Source organism: Streptomyces sp. NPDC058279 (assembly GCF_042881255.1).
Lineage (GTDB): Bacteria > Actinomycetota > Actinomycetes > Streptomycetales > Streptomycetaceae > Streptomyces.
On sequence record NZ_JBHVYA010000031.1, the window covers coordinates 1 to 15,614 of the forward strand.

The 15,614-nt window shown below is 69.4% G+C and carries 17 protein-coding genes and 3 pseudogenes; 13 read left to right on the top strand and 7 right to left on the bottom strand.

Going from position 1 to position 15,614, the window contains the following annotated elements; translation table 11 throughout:
* Positions 1 to 255: 255 nt before the first annotated feature.
* A complete protein-coding gene (locus ACFVXJ_RS30495; protein WP_389666616.1) occupies positions 256 to 684 on the top strand; it encodes an ATP-binding protein in 429 nt (142 codons plus the stop codon).
* 492 nt (positions 685 to 1,176) lie between these two features.
* On the opposite strand, the gene ACFVXJ_RS30500 is transcribed toward ACFVXJ_RS30495, so the two are convergent.
* Positions 1,177 to 1,464, bottom strand: coding sequence for a hypothetical protein (locus tag ACFVXJ_RS30500; protein WP_389666618.1), 288 nt, complete (start codon positions 1,462 to 1,464; stop codon positions 1,177 to 1,179).
* Positions 1,465 to 1,693: 229 nt separating this feature from the next.
* Here ACFVXJ_RS30500 and ACFVXJ_RS30505 point away from each other — a divergent pair, with 229 nt between their 5' ends.
* Positions 1,694 to 1,996, top strand: a complete 303-nt coding sequence (locus ACFVXJ_RS30505; protein ID WP_389666620.1) for a hypothetical protein — start codon at positions 1,694 to 1,696, stop codon at positions 1,994 to 1,996.
* A 637-nt stretch (positions 1,997 to 2,633) separates the two neighbouring features.
* Here the strand turns inward: ACFVXJ_RS30505 and ACFVXJ_RS30510 are convergent.
* Positions 2,634 to 4,463, bottom strand: a complete 1,830-nt coding sequence (locus ACFVXJ_RS30510) for a hypothetical protein (RefSeq protein WP_389666622.1) — start codon at positions 4,461 to 4,463, stop codon at positions 2,634 to 2,636.
* A 367-nt stretch (positions 4,464 to 4,830) separates the two neighbouring features.
* On the opposite strand from ACFVXJ_RS30510, the pseudogene ACFVXJ_RS30515 reads away from it, so the two are divergent.
* From ACFVXJ_RS30515 to ACFVXJ_RS30540, 6 genes and pseudogenes are all read left to right on the top strand, one after another.
* Positions 4,831 to 5,095, top strand: a pseudogene (locus ACFVXJ_RS30515) (IS481 family transposase); the annotation flags it as partial.
* 752 nt (positions 5,096 to 5,847) lie between these two features.
* Positions 5,848 to 6,294 (top strand): MerR family transcriptional regulator, encoded by a 447-nt coding sequence (locus tag ACFVXJ_RS30520; protein WP_389666624.1) that lies wholly within the window; start codon positions 5,848 to 5,850, stop codon positions 6,292 to 6,294.
* The gene (locus ACFVXJ_RS30525; protein WP_389666626.1) at positions 6,275 to 6,595 is read left to right on the top strand and encodes a hypothetical protein; all 321 of its coding nucleotides are present in this window, start codon (positions 6,275 to 6,277) and stop codon (positions 6,593 to 6,595) included. Before ACFVXJ_RS30520 ends, ACFVXJ_RS30525 begins: the two co-directional genes overlap by 20 nt.
* On the top strand, positions 6,553 to 8,049 hold the full coding sequence (locus ACFVXJ_RS30530; protein ID WP_389666649.1) for an MEDS domain-containing protein: 1,497 nt from the start codon (positions 6,553 to 6,555) through the stop codon (positions 8,047 to 8,049). Before ACFVXJ_RS30525 ends, ACFVXJ_RS30530 begins: the two co-directional genes overlap by 43 nt.
* A complete protein-coding gene (locus ACFVXJ_RS30535) occupies positions 8,046 to 8,624 on the top strand; it encodes an anti-sigma factor RsbA family regulatory protein (RefSeq protein WP_389666627.1) in 579 nt (192 codons plus the stop codon). Before ACFVXJ_RS30530 ends, ACFVXJ_RS30535 begins: the two co-directional genes overlap by 4 nt.
* Positions 8,621 to 8,992 carry an ATP-binding protein gene (locus tag ACFVXJ_RS30540; protein ID WP_389666629.1) on the top strand — a complete coding sequence of 124 codons (372 nt, stop codon included), beginning with the start codon at positions 8,621 to 8,623 and terminating at the stop codon, positions 8,990 to 8,992. The genes ACFVXJ_RS30535 and ACFVXJ_RS30540 overlap by 4 nt, the downstream gene beginning before the upstream one ends.
* A 254-nt stretch (positions 8,993 to 9,246) precedes the next feature.
* Here the strand turns inward: ACFVXJ_RS30540 and ACFVXJ_RS30545 are convergent, their stop codons facing one another.
* From ACFVXJ_RS30545 to ACFVXJ_RS30560, 4 genes and pseudogenes are all read right to left on the bottom strand, one after another.
* Complete coding sequence (locus tag ACFVXJ_RS30545) at positions 9,247 to 9,420, bottom strand: CsbD family protein (RefSeq protein ID WP_136217646.1); 174 nt, start codon at positions 9,418 to 9,420, stop codon at positions 9,247 to 9,249.
* Positions 9,421 to 9,756: 336 nt separating this feature from the next.
* Positions 9,757 to 10,040 (bottom strand): annotated as a pseudogene (locus ACFVXJ_RS30550) (hypothetical protein).
* Positions 10,041 to 10,128: 88 nt separating this feature from the next.
* Complete coding sequence (locus tag ACFVXJ_RS30555; protein WP_389666631.1) at positions 10,129 to 10,275, bottom strand: hypothetical protein; 147 nt, start codon at positions 10,273 to 10,275, stop codon at positions 10,129 to 10,131.
* A 313-nt stretch (positions 10,276 to 10,588) separates the two neighbouring features.
* Positions 10,589 to 10,810 (bottom strand): hypothetical protein, encoded by a 222-nt coding sequence (locus ACFVXJ_RS30560; RefSeq protein WP_389666632.1) that lies wholly within the window; start codon positions 10,808 to 10,810, stop codon positions 10,589 to 10,591.
* A 352-nt stretch (positions 10,811 to 11,162) separates the two neighbouring features.
* Between ACFVXJ_RS30560 and ACFVXJ_RS30565 the strand changes: the two genes are divergently transcribed.
* From ACFVXJ_RS30565 to ACFVXJ_RS30580, 4 genes and pseudogenes are all read left to right on the top strand, one after another.
* Complete coding sequence (locus ACFVXJ_RS30565; RefSeq protein WP_389666634.1) at positions 11,163 to 11,786, top strand: hypothetical protein; 624 nt, start codon at positions 11,163 to 11,165, stop codon at positions 11,784 to 11,786.
* 43 nt (positions 11,787 to 11,829) lie between these two features.
* Positions 11,830 to 12,600 carry a transposase gene (locus ACFVXJ_RS30570; protein WP_389666635.1) on the top strand — a complete coding sequence of 257 codons (771 nt, stop codon included), beginning with the start codon at positions 11,830 to 11,832 and terminating at the stop codon, positions 12,598 to 12,600.
* Between the two features lie 206 nt (positions 12,601 to 12,806).
* Positions 12,807 to 12,996, top strand: a pseudogene (locus tag ACFVXJ_RS30575) (IS481 family transposase); the annotation flags it as partial.
* Positions 12,997 to 13,137: 141 nt separating this feature from the next.
* Positions 13,138 to 13,425, top strand: a complete 288-nt coding sequence (locus ACFVXJ_RS30580) for a chaplin (protein ID WP_136216992.1) — start codon at positions 13,138 to 13,140, stop codon at positions 13,423 to 13,425.
* A 547-nt stretch (positions 13,426 to 13,972) separates the two neighbouring features.
* Here ACFVXJ_RS30580 and ACFVXJ_RS30585 read toward each other — a convergent pair.
* Positions 13,973 to 14,311, bottom strand: a complete 339-nt coding sequence (locus ACFVXJ_RS30585; RefSeq protein WP_389666637.1) for a MerR family transcriptional regulator — start codon at positions 14,309 to 14,311, stop codon at positions 13,973 to 13,975.
* Between the two features lie 476 nt (positions 14,312 to 14,787).
* Here ACFVXJ_RS30585 and ACFVXJ_RS30590 point away from each other — a divergent pair, with 476 nt between their 5' ends.
* Positions 14,788 to 15,021 (top strand): hypothetical protein, encoded by a 234-nt coding sequence (locus ACFVXJ_RS30590; RefSeq protein ID WP_389666639.1) that lies wholly within the window; start codon positions 14,788 to 14,790, stop codon positions 15,019 to 15,021.
* Positions 15,022 to 15,614 lie beyond the last annotated feature (593 nt).

The window sequence follows — 15,614 nt, forward strand, 5'->3', positions numbered from 1 at the left end:
AAACCCCCGCAACTACCTGGCCTTTCTCGGCCTCGCCGCCGCCCTCTGCTGCTACAAACGACTCGTCCGCCTCACCACATAGGACACGGTCTTAGGCTGCGGCCACAGAGCGGCGGCCCCCGCGATCGGGGCGGCCGCTGTGGCCGAAGCGGCCGCGCCGCGCATTCGGCGACCCCCGCCCTGTTCGAACCGCCCGCAAAGCCCACCCGTCTGTGGCGGCATGGCCGGCGCGTTCCACGGGCAGGCGAAGACGGTATGAACCCGCCCACAATCACCGACAACACCTGCCGTCCCACCCGCCGAAGGGGGAGTCCCACGAGCCACCCGCCAGGACCGCCGACCACCGCAGCCGCCGCCCGCCACCGCCTGAGTGCCCTGCTGCAGCGCGCGGGCATCAGTCTCGACAGCGTCACCGCCGCCGACGCACTCATGGTCGGCTCCGAACTGGTCGTCAACGCGATCCAGCACGGCGGCGGCATCACCGCCTTCCACAGCGATATCGCCGACGACACTCTCCACCTGACCGTCGCCGACAAGAATCCACGCGCTCCCTCAACGCGCATCGTCATCCCCGGCCGGCCGGGTGGCTACGGGTGGCCACTGGTCCAACGCCTCACCCAGCGCATCCGCATCACCACCCACCCCCACGGCAAGACCATCAGCGTCGACCTGCGCCTGACCTGAGCCCCACCGACCTACTCGGCGGCAGCTACGGGCACTCCTGCCACACGCCACACAGCCACGTCCCGTCGGCGGAGGACGGGGCGGCCCGGTGGTACTGCCGCCAGAGCGCTCTGGTCACCGGGCCTCGCCCGCGCACGCCTGATCGGCACGGACTGCGCCCGACCATAATCGCCACCGGCCGACGCCTCGCACCGCGAAGCCGCGGCATTCGACATCCCGCGTGACATACCAGGGCCAGGGCCGACGCCCGATGCTGACAACAACCCTTCCCCCACCCACGCCGTACCAGCCTCCTCTGCGGCTCCAGGCCAGGCACCCCGGCAACCCGCATCCGCGTCCACCACGACACGGCCGCGACCACGATGTCGCGTCCTTCCACTGGTGCCGGCTGAGGTCGGCGTCGATGATGTGGTCCACAGTAAAGTCGCAGGTATCGAACCCTGCGACCGGCCGGACGGTGGGGCGCTCGAAGGCCGGGCGAGCCGGCCTGATTCAGCCCTGGACAGTCAGCAAAAGATTGCGCAGCCGCCTGAAGCCCAGGGCCGCGTCGGTGATCTGGTCGCGGTCGGGAACGATGCCGGCGGTATTGTGGGAATCGGCTGGGTGCCGGCGGACGACCGGGGCGAGTGCGGCAACGCTCCCGCCGAGGAATCGCCCCAGGGCACTGGACGGGTTCGCCGCCACCGCGGCCAGGGCGCCCAGGTTCTCGCGCAGCTTCGCGAACTGCTGATCCAGCGGCAGCGACTCCAGTGCCTGCGCAGGCCCAACCGACCAGTTCAAGGCCGTCAGCAGTTCTCAGGCAAGTGCCCGGTCGGCTGCGGCCGCCTGCCACTCCCCCGACTCCCATCGGCTCTCGGCACCGCGCGCCGCTCGGTCGTGCAATGCGGCCTTACGCGATGTTCACTCCCGCTCTTTGGGGGTAGTCGCCAGATAGGACGGCGTCGATCTTGGCGCGATCCCGACTCGTGGAACGCGTCACGCGCTTCGCACAACCGATTGGACACCAGCCATGACCACTGCGAACCCGGCCGGCACCCCGGCTCACCGCGCCGTCGGCACGGATGTTTCCGGCCCCGGAACACGGCGCCTGTCGACCGAGACGAAGTCGGCCCTCAAGACGACGGAATTCTTCGTCTACATTGCCTCCGTGGTCGCCGTCCTGATCGCCTCCATGGTGGTAGGCACCGAGGAGGGACACCTCGACTACTTCCGCGCCGACAAGGCATGGCTGTACATCGTGATCCTCACCTTCGGCTACATGATCAGCCGGGGACTGGCCAAGTCCGGCAGCCGCGACCACTACGACGACTGACACCCGCGGACCGACGCGAGGACTACTTCCCAACCCGGCCCGACCTCACCACGCACGACGTCTCGTGTGAAGGTCGGCGGTCCACCAACGAGCCGATTTCCCCACCACCGTGGCCCTGGCCCGCCCTTCACGGGGAACATTCATCCGTGAAGCGAACACCCGGACCTCCTGCCGGATCACCGCACTTCACCGCGCGTCGTCCTCTGCCCGCCACCAGGCCGACAAAGGGACGGCGCCATGAGAGCGCGAAACGGGCCGTCAGACCGAACCGGCTGTGCGACCCCGGCCGACACTGTGGAACACCGCGCAAGACCTCACCGCAACCGACCGGCCGGCGATCACGGCAGGCTCAGCTGCCGACAACGTGCGCAGGTTGGGGTTAGACCGGGTTGACGTTCTCCGCCTGGGGGCCCTTCTGGCCGGGCGAGACCCTGATCTTTGTGTGCGACCTGATCTCGGTCTGACGAGCCCGACGGGCCTATGAGGCGCTTGAGTTCGTGCACCGTGAAGATGACGGGCGTCTCGGGTGCACCGTCTCCAGCTCACCCCGGCAGGGGGATCGGGCCGTCTGACGGCCACCGCGTGCCGCGGCTCTCCGGGAGCCGGGCTGCGGGGCCGTCACCGGGCGTGGCGGGGATCAGCGGCGGTACATCACGTACAGCTTGTTGTTGTGGGAGGCGGCGGCGGGTTCGTCCATCAGCTTGATGGCGTCGGTTCCGCTGACGTGGTGCATGTCTGTCCATGTGCTGGCGCTGCGGCTTGCCGCACGCAGGAAGCTGTTGCCGTCGCGGAAGAAGATCCACAGTTTGCCGTCGTGAGCGGCGATGGCGGGACCGCTGGGGGTGGTCCAGTTCCCGATGAGGCCCCGGTCCGTCCAGTCTGCGCCTGTGTGCAGACTGCTGGTGTAGAACTTGCCTTCGGTCCCGCGGGCGATGCGCCACAGGTTGTCGCCCCAGCTGGCGGTCGTGACGGGGTGGTTGACTGTCCATTCGAGGTTGTCCTGGTAGGGCCCGTGCCAGCCTTTGCCGTCGTGTGTGTTGTGGTGGATGGTGCCGTCGGCACCGATGTGCGTCAGCCACAGCTGGGTCCGGTGGGTGGCCATGGAGGGGGCCTTGGCCGAGCCGTAGCCCTTCCAGTTGTAGATCGCGCTCCACGTGGTTCCGTTGAAGGTGCGGGTGTTGAGCCCGCCGTCCCTGCCGGTGACGGCGTAGAACAGCTTGCCGTGGGCCACGCCGAGGGCGGGGGCGAAGTAGCTCTGGTCGCCGCCGATCCGCTCGGGCGCGCGCCACTGGCCGTTCTCCAGGCGGGTCCACATCACCGCCTGGTCGGGGCGTACGTAGGCGGCGTAGAGCTTGCCGTTGTAGGAGGCCAGGGCGGGCGGTGTCATGCTCTGCCACGGCAGGGCGATCGGCTTGCCCCAGCTGCTGCCGGTGCGCACGGCGTATTCCAGGGTGCCGGTGGGGAAGGGCACCTTGGGTCCGGTGGACTTGACCTTCAGCGTGTGGTGGCCGTCGCCGTTGAAGTGCCAGTCGGTGGTCCCGCGGTGCGTCATCACGGCGAGGGTCTGCTGGTCCAGGACGAGGCCCCGCTCGCAGGAGAGGTCATCTTCGTTACGGAACAAGGTGATGAAGGTGGCGGCGAACTCCACCATGTTCATCATGAAGCCACCGACGAGTCCGGCGTCTCCGATGGCCCCGCCGACCTGCCACTGCCAGGTGTTGAACAGGCGGTCGCACAGCGTCTGCATGGCCTTTTGAAGCTTGTCGTACCACTGGCTGGTGCTCTGGTCGGCCTCCCAGACCATGATGTGCATCGCCAGGCCCTTGCTCGCCTGCCCGTCGAAGACCACCCGCTTCGACGACGAGAAGGAGCGGGTCTCCCCCTTCTTGACCGATCCGAACTCCTCCGACCTGAAGACCGGAGCCTTCCACTTGTCGCTGGAGGCCGTGACGCACCAGTAGATCTCGTCCTTCCCACCGGTAAAGCCGTCCCCCACCGCCCGCTCGACGTAGAAGCTCTCCAACTCCAGCTTCACCGGGTACGTCGGCGCAGGACTCGGCTGCGCCTGCCCTGCCGGCGTCATGCGTGCCGCGGTGGCACCGAAACCGGCCTCGCGGGTGGCACTGGTGAACGACGGGCTGTCGACAGTGCCCCCCGCCGCCAGCACCTCGCTGTCGACAACCGACATGTTCGCCCTGGCCATGCACTCCTGCGCCATCGCAGGGAAGTCCGCCTTCAGGTCGGCGACACTGTAACCGGAGCTCACCGCACGGCTGGTGATCACCTCGGGCACCGCGTCCAGCCGTCCGAGCTTGTCCACCGACTCCCGGTAGACCCGCCCGAACTCCTTGATCTCCGCATCCGTCATCGCCGCCCGCAACGCCTGCAGCAGCTCCCGCTCCAGATCGGTCGCCGCATGACCGCGCCGCAACCGGTCAGCGGCATGCAACGCCGCCCCGATCAGCACATTCCTCTTCCCCGCACCCTCCAAGGCCCGCGCCATCCGCCCATCACGACGCGTCCCCGTCAACAAACCCTCAAGACGCTCCAAACGCTCCTGCGGAGTCGTATCCCCACCAGCCATGTGTCCCCACCCTCTGACCTGCCGGCCCACCACGGACCGGACCGGCAGGACGCTACGCCCACCCCGGGAGCAAGAATGCCCAACCACGATGAACCGCCAGGAAAAAGGCCGAAACGCATCACCACGGGATGAAACGGTGTGCGCAGCGGAGAAGACCTTGTCCCGGTCGCAGGCAACCGCTGTACCGATGCACCCCGAGGCCGCACGCCCTTCCGGGCGGAATCGGTGAGGCGCTGCGGTCCGGGGCAACCTGCCCGCCCCCACTGTCCACCGCGTGCTGACCCGCCTCGGCCTGGCCCGCGTCGCCCACTTGGACAGGACGACCGGCCGTGTCATACGCCGCTACGAACGCGACCGACCCGGCGAACTCATCCACGTCGACACCAAGAAACTCGGCAACATCCCCGACGGCGGCGGCCACAAGGCCCTCGGCCGCCAAGCCGGCCGCAAGAACCGCAAACGCCGGCTACAGCTACATCCACACCGCCGTCGACGACCACTCCCGCCTCGCCTACTGCGTCGAGGGCGGTCCGGCCGGATTTCGGCACCCCCTCCCCCGAGCTTCTGGCCCGCGCGGACCGGGGCCTTCCCCGTTTCCTGGGTGACCAGGACAAGGAGCGGGAGAGCGCCACGGACCGAGGCGAAGCAGGCACTTCTTGCGCTTATCGTCATGGGCTTCGGCCACCGCCGTCCCCGCCTTGCCCCTCCGGGATACCGCCTGAGAGCACGGCCCTGCCGCGTGAGTGCAGGAGTCGGGTCTGCGCCAGGGTGATGGGGCTCTTTGAAATTGGCGCACCCCATACTCGGCCCACCCCACACATGCTCAGTGGATCTCCCCAGCTATAGGCGCGTCCAGGTCTTGCAGCCTGTACCTAGGTACAGGTTTACCGTCGGAGGTGTCCCCGCCTTCGGGGCGTGATGACGGGAGTGAGCGTGATGAGTGATCTGGCGTGGGTGCCGCAGTCCTGCACGCTGCCCACCATGGAGCGGCCCCTGCGGGTCGCGGAGTGGGACGCGCTGTTCACCGAGCGGCTGACCTCGCTCTCCAGGCCCGAGCCGCTCCGGCTGCGCCTCGACCTCGCTGGCGGGCCGGGCGTCGAGGGGCGGGTGAAGGACCTGGTGGAGCGCGAGAGCGGCTGCTGCTCGTTCTTCACCTTCGCCACCACCCCGGGCGAGGATCTGATCGTCCTGGACATCGCGTGGACCCGGTGCACGGGGCTGTCCTGGACGCTCTCGCCGCACGGACCTCTGCCACCGGGGAGTCGCGGTGAGCACGGGCCTGCGCAGCGGGCAGGTTGCCGAGGCGGCCGGGGTGAACATCCAGACCCTGCGCTACCACGAGCGGCGCGGCCTGCTGGCCGAGCCGGAACGCAGCAATGGCGGGCACCGCCTGTACGGCGAGGACGCGGTGACCGCGCTGCGGGTGATCAAGGCGGCCCAGCGGCTCGGGTTCACGCTGGAGGAGGTCGCCGAACTCCTGGAGGCCGGTCGGCACCGCCACGGCCGCCCTGTCGCGGGGCTCCAGGAGCGCGCACGGGCGAAGCTCGCCGAGGTCGACGCGAAGATCGCCGACCTCACCACCATCCGCACCGCCCTGATCGCGGCCGTCGCGGCGGGCTGCGACGACCTGACCGCCTGCGCCTCGATGGACTGCTGCCCCATCCCCTTCACCGACCTCGCCGAGGAGAACCGCCATGCCGGACCCTGCTGCTGATTCCCGTCCCCACCGCGCCCCGAAGGCGCTCGGGGGCCTGGCCGCCCTGGCCTGCGTGGTGTGCTGCGCCCTGCCCGTCCTGATCACCGCGGGCGTCGTGGGCGCCGGGGCCGGGGCGGTGGTGGGCTGGCTGCCCGCCCTCGCCGTCGTCCTGGCCGTGCTCGCCGCCGGAACCTGGTGGCTCGGCCAGCGCCGCCGTGCCCACCCCTGCTCCTGCTCGTCGAAGGCCGCAGGTGAGGACGGGTGCGGCTGTAAGGCATCCGCCGACCCGTTGAAGATCACCGGTGCGGGCCGCCAGTAGGGTCGGTTGGCACCAACGCCCTTCGCTATGCAAGAGCCGGTCACCTACCGCCCCTGTTGATCAGCGCCGACGGCACCAGCCGCTACCTCGACCAGGCCCTGGCACCTCCGGTCGGCCCCGTACGGGAGGCAAAATATTGCGAGGTGGAGGTCAACGTTCAACGCGGGGACACCCTTGTGCTCTACACCGACGGGCTGATCGAACGGCGCGGAGAGAACCTCGACACCGGCCTGGGCCGCCTAAGGGACCTGGCCCACACCAGTGTCGGCCTCACTGCCACGGACCTGTGCGACATGTTCCTGAACCACCAACCCGGCGCCGAATCCCCCGACGACCGCGCGCTCCTTGCCATCAGCTTCCCCACCACCGAACTTCCCCCAGCCCCGCCGGTCGGATGGTCAAAGGGCACGGCTCCCGCTGCGGCTGCCCCACAAAGGCCGGCGACATTCACCTATGCTTCTCGCGCACGTCGCCACGCGCCACCTGCTCGCCAGCCTCTTGTAGGCTTTTCAGGGCCCGGCCGGAACAGTCGGCCGATGTCCCTCACCACCGTGGAGTCGCAGGTGCCCCCAGCCCATGCCGGTCTGCCTCACCCGCCCCGGGGTGACCACTCGTGCTGCGCCTACAGCGATGATCAGGAGAAGTCGCGGGCGGTGACGGGGTTTGTCGGCGCCGGACTGGCGAACGGCGAGCGGGTGCTGTACTTCACCGACACCACCGCGGCACGCACCGTGACCGACTCGCTCGAGGCGGCCGGACTGGATGTCGACGCGGCCCAGGTAAGGGGGCAGCTGGCGGTCCATGGGGCGTCGCAGTCCTATCTTCGGCTGCTTCCCTTCGACCCGGACGCGGTGATCGCCGGGATGCGGCAGGCGTGCGAGGAAGCGGTGGCGGCGGGGTATCCGGGGCTGCGGGTCGTGGGCGAGATGGACTGGTGCACGCGGGAGGTGCCGGGCGCGGAGCGACTCCTGGAGTACGAACTGCGCCTGGAAGCAGAGGTGTTCGCCGATCTTCCAGTGACCGGGCTGTGCCTGTTCGATCGGCGCCTGGACATCGCCGGCGCCGCGGCCCTGCCGATTGCCGCGCATCGCACGCACGTGGCTGCAGGCCACCACGGCGAAGGCTCCCACATCGCGCATCCGGCGCCGGCGCTGCATGTGACGCCGTTGCACGAGGGGCTGGGGGCGCGACTGGTCGGTCATGCGGATCTGGACTCGCGTCCGGATCTGGCGGCGTCCCTGAGCGCGCTGGTCCGCGTGCCCGGCGCCGTCGTGAACCTTGATCTGACCGGGGTCGATTTTTTCGACGTCGACGCCGTTGCCCAACTGGTGCGCGCAGCCGACGTTTTGAGGAGTGAGGGACGGCGGCTGGTTTTGCATCAACCTCCACCGTCGCTGCTGCGAGCAGCCCAGATGTTCCCCGACGAGTGCAGTGTCCTGGAGATGGCGGCATGACCGACAGCGTGACCACCGTTCCGGATGCTGGGCCCTTCGTGCATCCCGCGCTGTTCTACCGCACCCAGGAGGAGTACGTCAGTGGAGTGGGCGGCTTTGTGCGTGCCGCGCTCAGGGCAGAGGAGCCCACGTTCGTGGCGGTGCCCGAAGCACATCTGGACGCTCTGCGCGGGTGGTTGGGGGGCGACGCCGCAGACGTCGACTTCGCGGACATGGCGGTGCTGGGCCGAAACCCCGGGAGGATCCTGGCGGCCCTGCAGGACTTCGCCGACCGGCACCCCGGCCGGGCCGCTCGCATCGTGGGAGAGCCGATCTGGCCGAGCCGCTCGCGCTCGGAGACGCTGGAAGCCACCCGGCACGAGGCGCTCATCAACACCGCCTTCGCCGGCCGCCCCGCCACGATCCTGTGCCCCTACGACGTTACCGCCCTACCCGAAGCGGTGGTCGCCGACGCCCGGCGCACCCACCCCACACTCCTCGAGAACGGCCGTGACCTGGACAGTGCGGCCTACATCGACCCCGCCGTCGTCTGCGCCGACTGCGACGAACCCCTGCCCGAACCAGTACACGCATGATCCTTCCCTATGCCGCAGGCGGCCTCGCCCAGACGCGCCAGCGCGCTCGGGATTGGCTGGAAGGCACAAGCCTGGACCGGGCCCGCAAAGACGACCTTGTACTCGCGATCAGCGAAGCCACCGCCAACTCCGTTGCCCACGGAGGCGGCACCGGCATCCTTCGACTGTGGACCAGCGAGCACGGCACCGCCGTGGCCGAGATCCGCGACGAGGGCCACCTGGCCAACCCCCTCGCCGGACGCCGGCGCCCTACCCTCACCTCCGGTAACGGCGGCCGGGGCCTGTGGATGATCCACCAGCTGTGCGACCTCGTCGAAATCCGCGCCACCCGTACCGGCCTCACCCTGCGCCTTCACCTCGCACCCTGAACCCGCTCAACAAGCCCGACCCCAGGCCCCAGACGGTCGGCCCCTTCCTGTCCCGGTCACGGTTCGACGAGGACGCCACCGGCGTAGCAGGCGCGTCACCGCCACGAAGACGGTGCTCCTCTTCGAGAAGAACGACATCGACGACCATGTACCCGGACGGATTGGGCGTCTGCGGGACCAGGCTGAGTCCCGGGTGTGTTGAACACGGACGGGGCCGGTACCGCCGCTGCGGTACCGGCCCCTGCACGTCACGGTCAGTGCTTGAAGATGTCCTTGACCTTCTCCTTGGCCTCGCGCGCATCGCCCTTGGCCTGGTCGGCGCGGCCCTCGGCGGTCATCCCCTCATTGCCCGTCAGGCGGCCGGCCGTCTCCTTGACCTTGCCCTTGGCCTGCTCCGCCTTCGCCTCGGTCTTCTGCTCGTCCGACACAGCTGATCACTCCCGACGATAGAAAAAGCTCTACAAGGCCTCGTGTGGCCGCTCGACTCCCTCCCAAACCCCGGCGAGACGAGTTTACGAGGTCAAGGCGCCCACCTGTAGGGAGGTGGATCAGGCGGGCCCGTCGGCAGGACCGCACCACCGACGTGTCCGCCCTGCGCCGGCCGGCCCCAGGGCGTGCCCGTGACGCGCCCCGAGAGCGGTGAGAGCCACCGGCCGGTGCCTTGACGCGTGAACGCAGGCAGCGTGACAACCCGCGGCCGTGGCAGGCGAACGGGGTGTTGAACAGGCCAGCCGCACCCCTGCGCCGGTACGGCCGCATGCCGCCTACGGGACGTCGCCGCGCCACACGAACCGGCCGACCCCGGCGGCGCCGGGGTCCGCTTCGGCCGGCTCGTACTCGGACCGGCCTCCCGGCCCGAACCGGCCGTGCTCCGACATCATCATCGCCCCGTCCACGACCTCCTGCGGGGGCCAGCCCGTCACGTCGAGCAGCATTCCGTCCAGGGGCCGCCCACCAGCTCCACGTAGGCGTGCCCCGGCTTCGGCCCCGAGTCCCGCTCGCGCGACTCCACCCCGTACACACGCCGATCCACCCACCACGCATCCACCCACACCCAACCACCCCCCGCCCCTGCACGTAGGCGGTGATGCGCCGGGCGCCTTCGCACGGGTGACCCTCGCCCGGGCCGGCCGGGATCAAGTGCGAGGGCGGTAGACGCCCACCGCGCGTTCCGCGACGGCAACACGGCCGTTGTCCAGGATCATCGTGCGGGTGGCGCCGTAGCGGTAACGCAGGTCGGTGATCGCGGCCAGACGACCACCGGCCAGGACCTGGTCCCCCACGCGTGGTCCGGTGGGCAGCACGTCCACCGGCACCCGCCCGGCACGCGTCCGCTCCTCGGGGGCGGCCGGCCGTGCGTCGAGCTGCTCACACGTGACGGTGCGGGCGATCCACTGGGACCCCCCGAGGCGTCCGTCAGCCGCACCACCAGCGGGGAGGGGTACCCGCCGAAACCCCTCCCGGAGAGGGTGTTCGCGAGAGCGATGGCCGCCTCGCGCTTGTGGGGGGGCAGTCCGCGGAGCGCGCCGCCCCCGTCGGACCCTGTCCGGCGAGGGCGGCGCGAATCGAACAACGGTTTACGGGAGCGAGCGTGCGTCAGCCCTTGGCGATCGCCATGCCCAGGAAGATACCGACGATCAACGCGGCACTACCGGCACCCATCACCGCCCAGGTCCCGCCGTGGGCGGCGGCGAACGTGGAAGTCATCCCCGCCTGCGTGGCGGCCTGCGTCGCCTGCGAACCGGCCATGGAAGCCTCCTGGACGGCCAACGCCGTCTCCAGCTTCTGCACCTTGCTCTCCAACTCGGATGTCTCCACCGTCAACTCCTCTCTCGCCTGTGCCGGCCGATTCCGGCATCAACCCCCATCCCTTCCCCACCCCGGCCAAGCTGTCGCGGGCACCGAACGGGAGCACCCGATTGCCGAAGCGAGCAGCAGACCGGTCGATCCCCTGGGGCGGCCCCGGCCGCATTCGGCATCCACTGGGCCCGATACGGGTGTGCGTGGCCGGGGTACAGGAAATCCCGGCGACAACGATCACGGTCCGCTCGGCGCGAGGGCGCTGACGCGGTTCATCCCCGCCCCTCCCCAAGGGCTGTCCCGTAACTGGGCGGCGTCCCATTGCCGACCCGGATCGGACCGTGTCAGTGGCTGGTGACAGGATCGAGGGGTGCTGATCAAGGGATACGACGTCGGCCCGTTGGTGCCGGGCGAGTCACTGCTGCTCCACCCGGGCTTCTGGTCGAACTACCTCTTAGCGATGTGCAGCGACGGGGGGTGTGCAGAGCGGCCGGTTCCGGAGTGGTTCGGTGAGGACGGCGCGGATGCCGATGCCCTGTCCGAGGTCCTCTTCGATCCTGAGCACTGGCCCGTGTTCAGAGTGCCGGCGAAAGGCGGACCCGGGGCCGTGGTGATCTACCGCAACCTGGACGGCGACTACGGCACCGACTACCTCCTCACCCATCCAGACAGAAGCTACGCCGAGCAGATCGCCAGCTGGGACGGAGATTTCTCGGGCACTGGGCTGACATGGCACGAACTGATCCGGATCGCTGACAGCCCGTCCCTTGCGGACGAAGGCGCCCAGGACACGGCCACCCGCTTCCTGCTGCTGCTTCCCCTCCTCACCGACCCGAACGTGCCGAACACGGCATCGGCAAGGCTCATCGCCGCCCTGACCGCAGTCGGCGCGCCGCAAGACACAGCCTCCCTCGCGGCGGAGCACCTGCTGGCGCACCTTACGAGGAGATCCCGACACGACCCCGCGTGGACGTCTCCGCTGAGCGGCAGTTGAGAGGCGGACCAAACCGCTGGCCATACCGTGGAACGATCTTGGTATGGCAAGTGTGATCACGGCGTCGGAATTTTACTGGATAACCCCGTTCTCCGGGCTGAGTCCTCGCACCTTCGGGAAGCTGGTATCGGTTCTGCGGCGCCAGGGTGCGGACGCGATCCGGAAAGGCCGGCCGTGGAGCCTTCCGCTGGAGGACCGGGCTCTGTCGGTCGCGGCCTACTGGCGCACGAACCTGACGATGCGGCAGCTCGCTCCGCTGTTCGGGGTGTCCAAGTCGGCGGCGGACCGGATCATCGACCACCTCGGGCCGCTGCTCGCCCTTCAGCCCCGCAAGCGGTTCTCCAAGGACACCGTGCTCATCGTGGACGGCACCCTGGTCCCCACCCGCGACCACACCATCGCCGAGCGCTCGAAGAACTATCGATACTCCACGAACCACCAGGTCGTCATCGAGGCTGACACCCGCCTGGTCGTCTTGGTCGGCCGGCCGCTCGCCGGGAACCGCAACGACTGCAAGGCATGGGAGGAGTCCGGCGCCAAGGCCGTCGTCGGCAACACCCTCACGATCGCCGAAGCCGGCTGCCCCGGCACCGGACTCGTCATCCCACACCGCAGAGAGCGTGGCCAGAGCGAACTCCCGCCCTGGAAAGAGGACCACAACAGGTCCCACAAGCAGGTCCGTGCCCGCGTTGAGCACGTCCTCGCCCGCATGAAGACCTGGAAGATCCTCCGCGACTGCCGCCTCAAAGGCGACTGCGTCCACCACGCCATGCTCGGCATCGCCCGGATGCACAACCTCGCTCTCGCCGGATAGACCAGCGGGCCACACCGCAGCCAACCACGCCCAAGACGACTCGGAGATCTTTGCGGGACAGGCCCTAGGTGTTCTGTCCGGCAAGGTTGTGGACGGGTGCAGGTCACGGTTGAGGGATCTCGAACGGGTGAGGGCCCTCCGGGTTCGTGTGGAGTGCGACATCTACACCGGCCGGAAAGGCCCTCGCGGCACACCATAACCCCGCCATGACCGAGACCCGGGCGGCTGTGCCGCGCTGCGTGGTCGAGGACGGCCGGCCGCTGCGCCGGGCCGCCGAACGCTTCCAGGTCTCACCCACCACCGGCGAACGTGGGCCGCCCGGATACCGCGCCCTCGGCGAGACAGGCATGAGCGACCGGGTCCATACGCCCACACCGCAGACCCCGCCGAACCGCGCCCCGCCCTGCCGACACGACTGAAGAGGTGGCCCAGGTCACCGATCCGGCCCAACTGCCGTAACCGGCTCCCTCCCCGTGCTGTTTGGAGGGGCGCGTGCCGTACTCCCTGCGGCAGGTCCACATTCACCAGGAGATCTTGATGTCGCGTATCACAAAGGCCGTAGCCGTCACCGCCTCAGCCGCCGCCATCCTCGCCGGCGGCGCCGGCCTGGCGGCCGCCGACGCCACCGCCGAAGGCGCCGCCATCGGCTCCCCCGGCGTCCTGTCCGGCAACGTCGTCCAGGTCCCCATCCACATCCCCGTCAACATCTGCGGCAACACCGTCAACGTCGTCGGCCTCCTCAACCCCGCCTTCGGCAACGTCTGCATCAACAAGAGCGGCGGCGACAAGGACCACTACAAGGACCAGCAGCACGGCGAATACTGACAAACACCAGGCCCTGGACCCGGCGCACTTCACGCCGTCACCCCGGACCGCCATGTGAACCAGCCGCAGCGCACAGCCCGGTACCGATCGGCCTCCCCCACATCGTCCAAGGCCAGGCCGGCTCCCGTACCGGGCTGTGCGCTGAGTTCGATGACCATGAAATAGACGTCGTAACACGGCCAGGCAGAACTCGGCAAAAGTTGCTCGGTGCGGTCCTAATGCCCCGATCGGGAAAGGCCGCTGCAACGAGGAGCAGCGCGGGACGCGCCGAACATCACCTGGGCGGAACCGGCGTAGACAAGCCGGGGCAGAACCGGGTGCCCGCACGTACGACCGCCCAAGCCGCGCTACGACTCGCCATCCCCGTACGCGAACTACCGTACCCGCCCGGTTGCCCGGTAGATGGCGGCCGCCCCGGACGCTCGGGGTCATCCGGGGCGGTGTGGATCCCATTCTCGACGAGCGGGAGCAGAACCGGTTCCGCAACACGGCCGCCGCACGACCACCGGGGGCGACGGAGCACGGGTGCGGCGGGTTCCGGCGGTCTTCAGGCCGCGGCCTGAGGAGACGGGGATTGGTCGGTGCCGCGGTATTCGGCGTTGATGCGCTTTGCTTCCTCGAGTTGGTCTTCGAGGATGACGATCCGGCAGGCCGCCTCGATCGGGGTGCCCTGGTCGACGAGCTCGCGCGCGCGGGCCGCGATACGCAGCTGATAGCGGGAGTAGCGGCGATGCCCGCCCGGCGAGCGAAGCGGGGTGATCAGGCGGTGCTCGCCGATCGCGCGGAGGAAGCCCTGGGTGGTGCCGAGCATGTCGGCGGCCCGGCCCATGGTGTAGGCGGGGTAGTCGTCGTCATCGAGACGGCCGAACGGATCGTCTGCGGTCATCGAACCTCTCTGTGGAACACGTGGAGGGGCCCTGGTGCCAATGGCACCAGGGCCCCGAAGGAACTACTCACACCATCTGCCGGCCCTGGTACTGCGCCGGCCTTCTGTATCCGCATGCCCACCCGGGGGAGGGGAATGCGGGGATCGCGGATGCGTGACCGGAGACCACCTCACTATCGATGTCCTGCGGTACCCGGACTCCTTACTGCTCGTCCGGGCGATCCTGATGGCGCCTTGGTTCCTCCGTTCTTTCCCTCTGGATCACTCACTTACCAAACGGGAACTGCGTACTGCTCATACTGCGAACTGCTGCAACGCGGGTACTGCTCATATTGCTGAACTGCGAACTGCGTGTACTGCCGGGTGTTGCGTACTGCTGGTGACCTGTCAGAGCGCCACTTCGGCAGCCAGCCCCGTCGCCCATCCTGCATCTGCTTTCCAAGAGCGCGATGTCGCGGGCGTCGTACAGGGGGTCCGTGGTCACCCCCGCCGTGGCGCTTGTAGTCGATGTCCACCGAGCCGACCGGGGACAGCCATCCGAGCCTGACGACCTGGTCGAAGTCGACGCGGCGGACGCCGAGGCGTACCGCGGCCTGGTCCGGGCCGAGTGGCACGTGGCGGTCCAGGAGGGCGGGCAGGTCCCGGCGGCGGGCGAGGGCGGCCACCTGGTCGGGTGGACGTCGGGGAACTCGACGTCGCCGCCGAAGTAGACCAGCAGACCGGCGTTCACCAGGCGGCCGACCGCCGAGGCCCTCACCCTCGGCCGGAGAATCGCAAGCGGCACCCCCAACGCCTCCGTCAACCGGTCCGCCGCCACCCCGGCACCGATCGGGCTCCGCAGCGCCGCCCGCACCGCCTCGGGGTCGGCGGCCTCCACCACCGCCCGCGACCACAAGCGAGGCCCGGCGTCAGGAGCCGGGATCAAGCCGCTCCCGGTCACGCACCGCCACGCCGCCACCGGCACCCGCAACCGACCCGCCGCCGCGTACTCGTCGTAGACCTCACGCACCGAACGCCCCATCTGAATCGCACTCCGATCGCACATCGACCGACCCGACCACCAGGCCGTGCCCGAAAGATGGCGGTATGCCGGGAAGTTGTAAATACCCCGATTCCGAGGGCAGTTGGGAGCGCACCGCACAAACCGCCTACGCGTACGCGAGGGCCGGATTCACTCCGGCGGGGGACGTCGGCGGGGGCCCCCCGCCCCCCCCCCCCGGCCCCCCCCCCCCCGGCCCCCCCCCCCCCCGCCGAGCGGGACCACCGCCCTGGGGGCCCCCAGCACACCCCCCCCCCCCCCCCC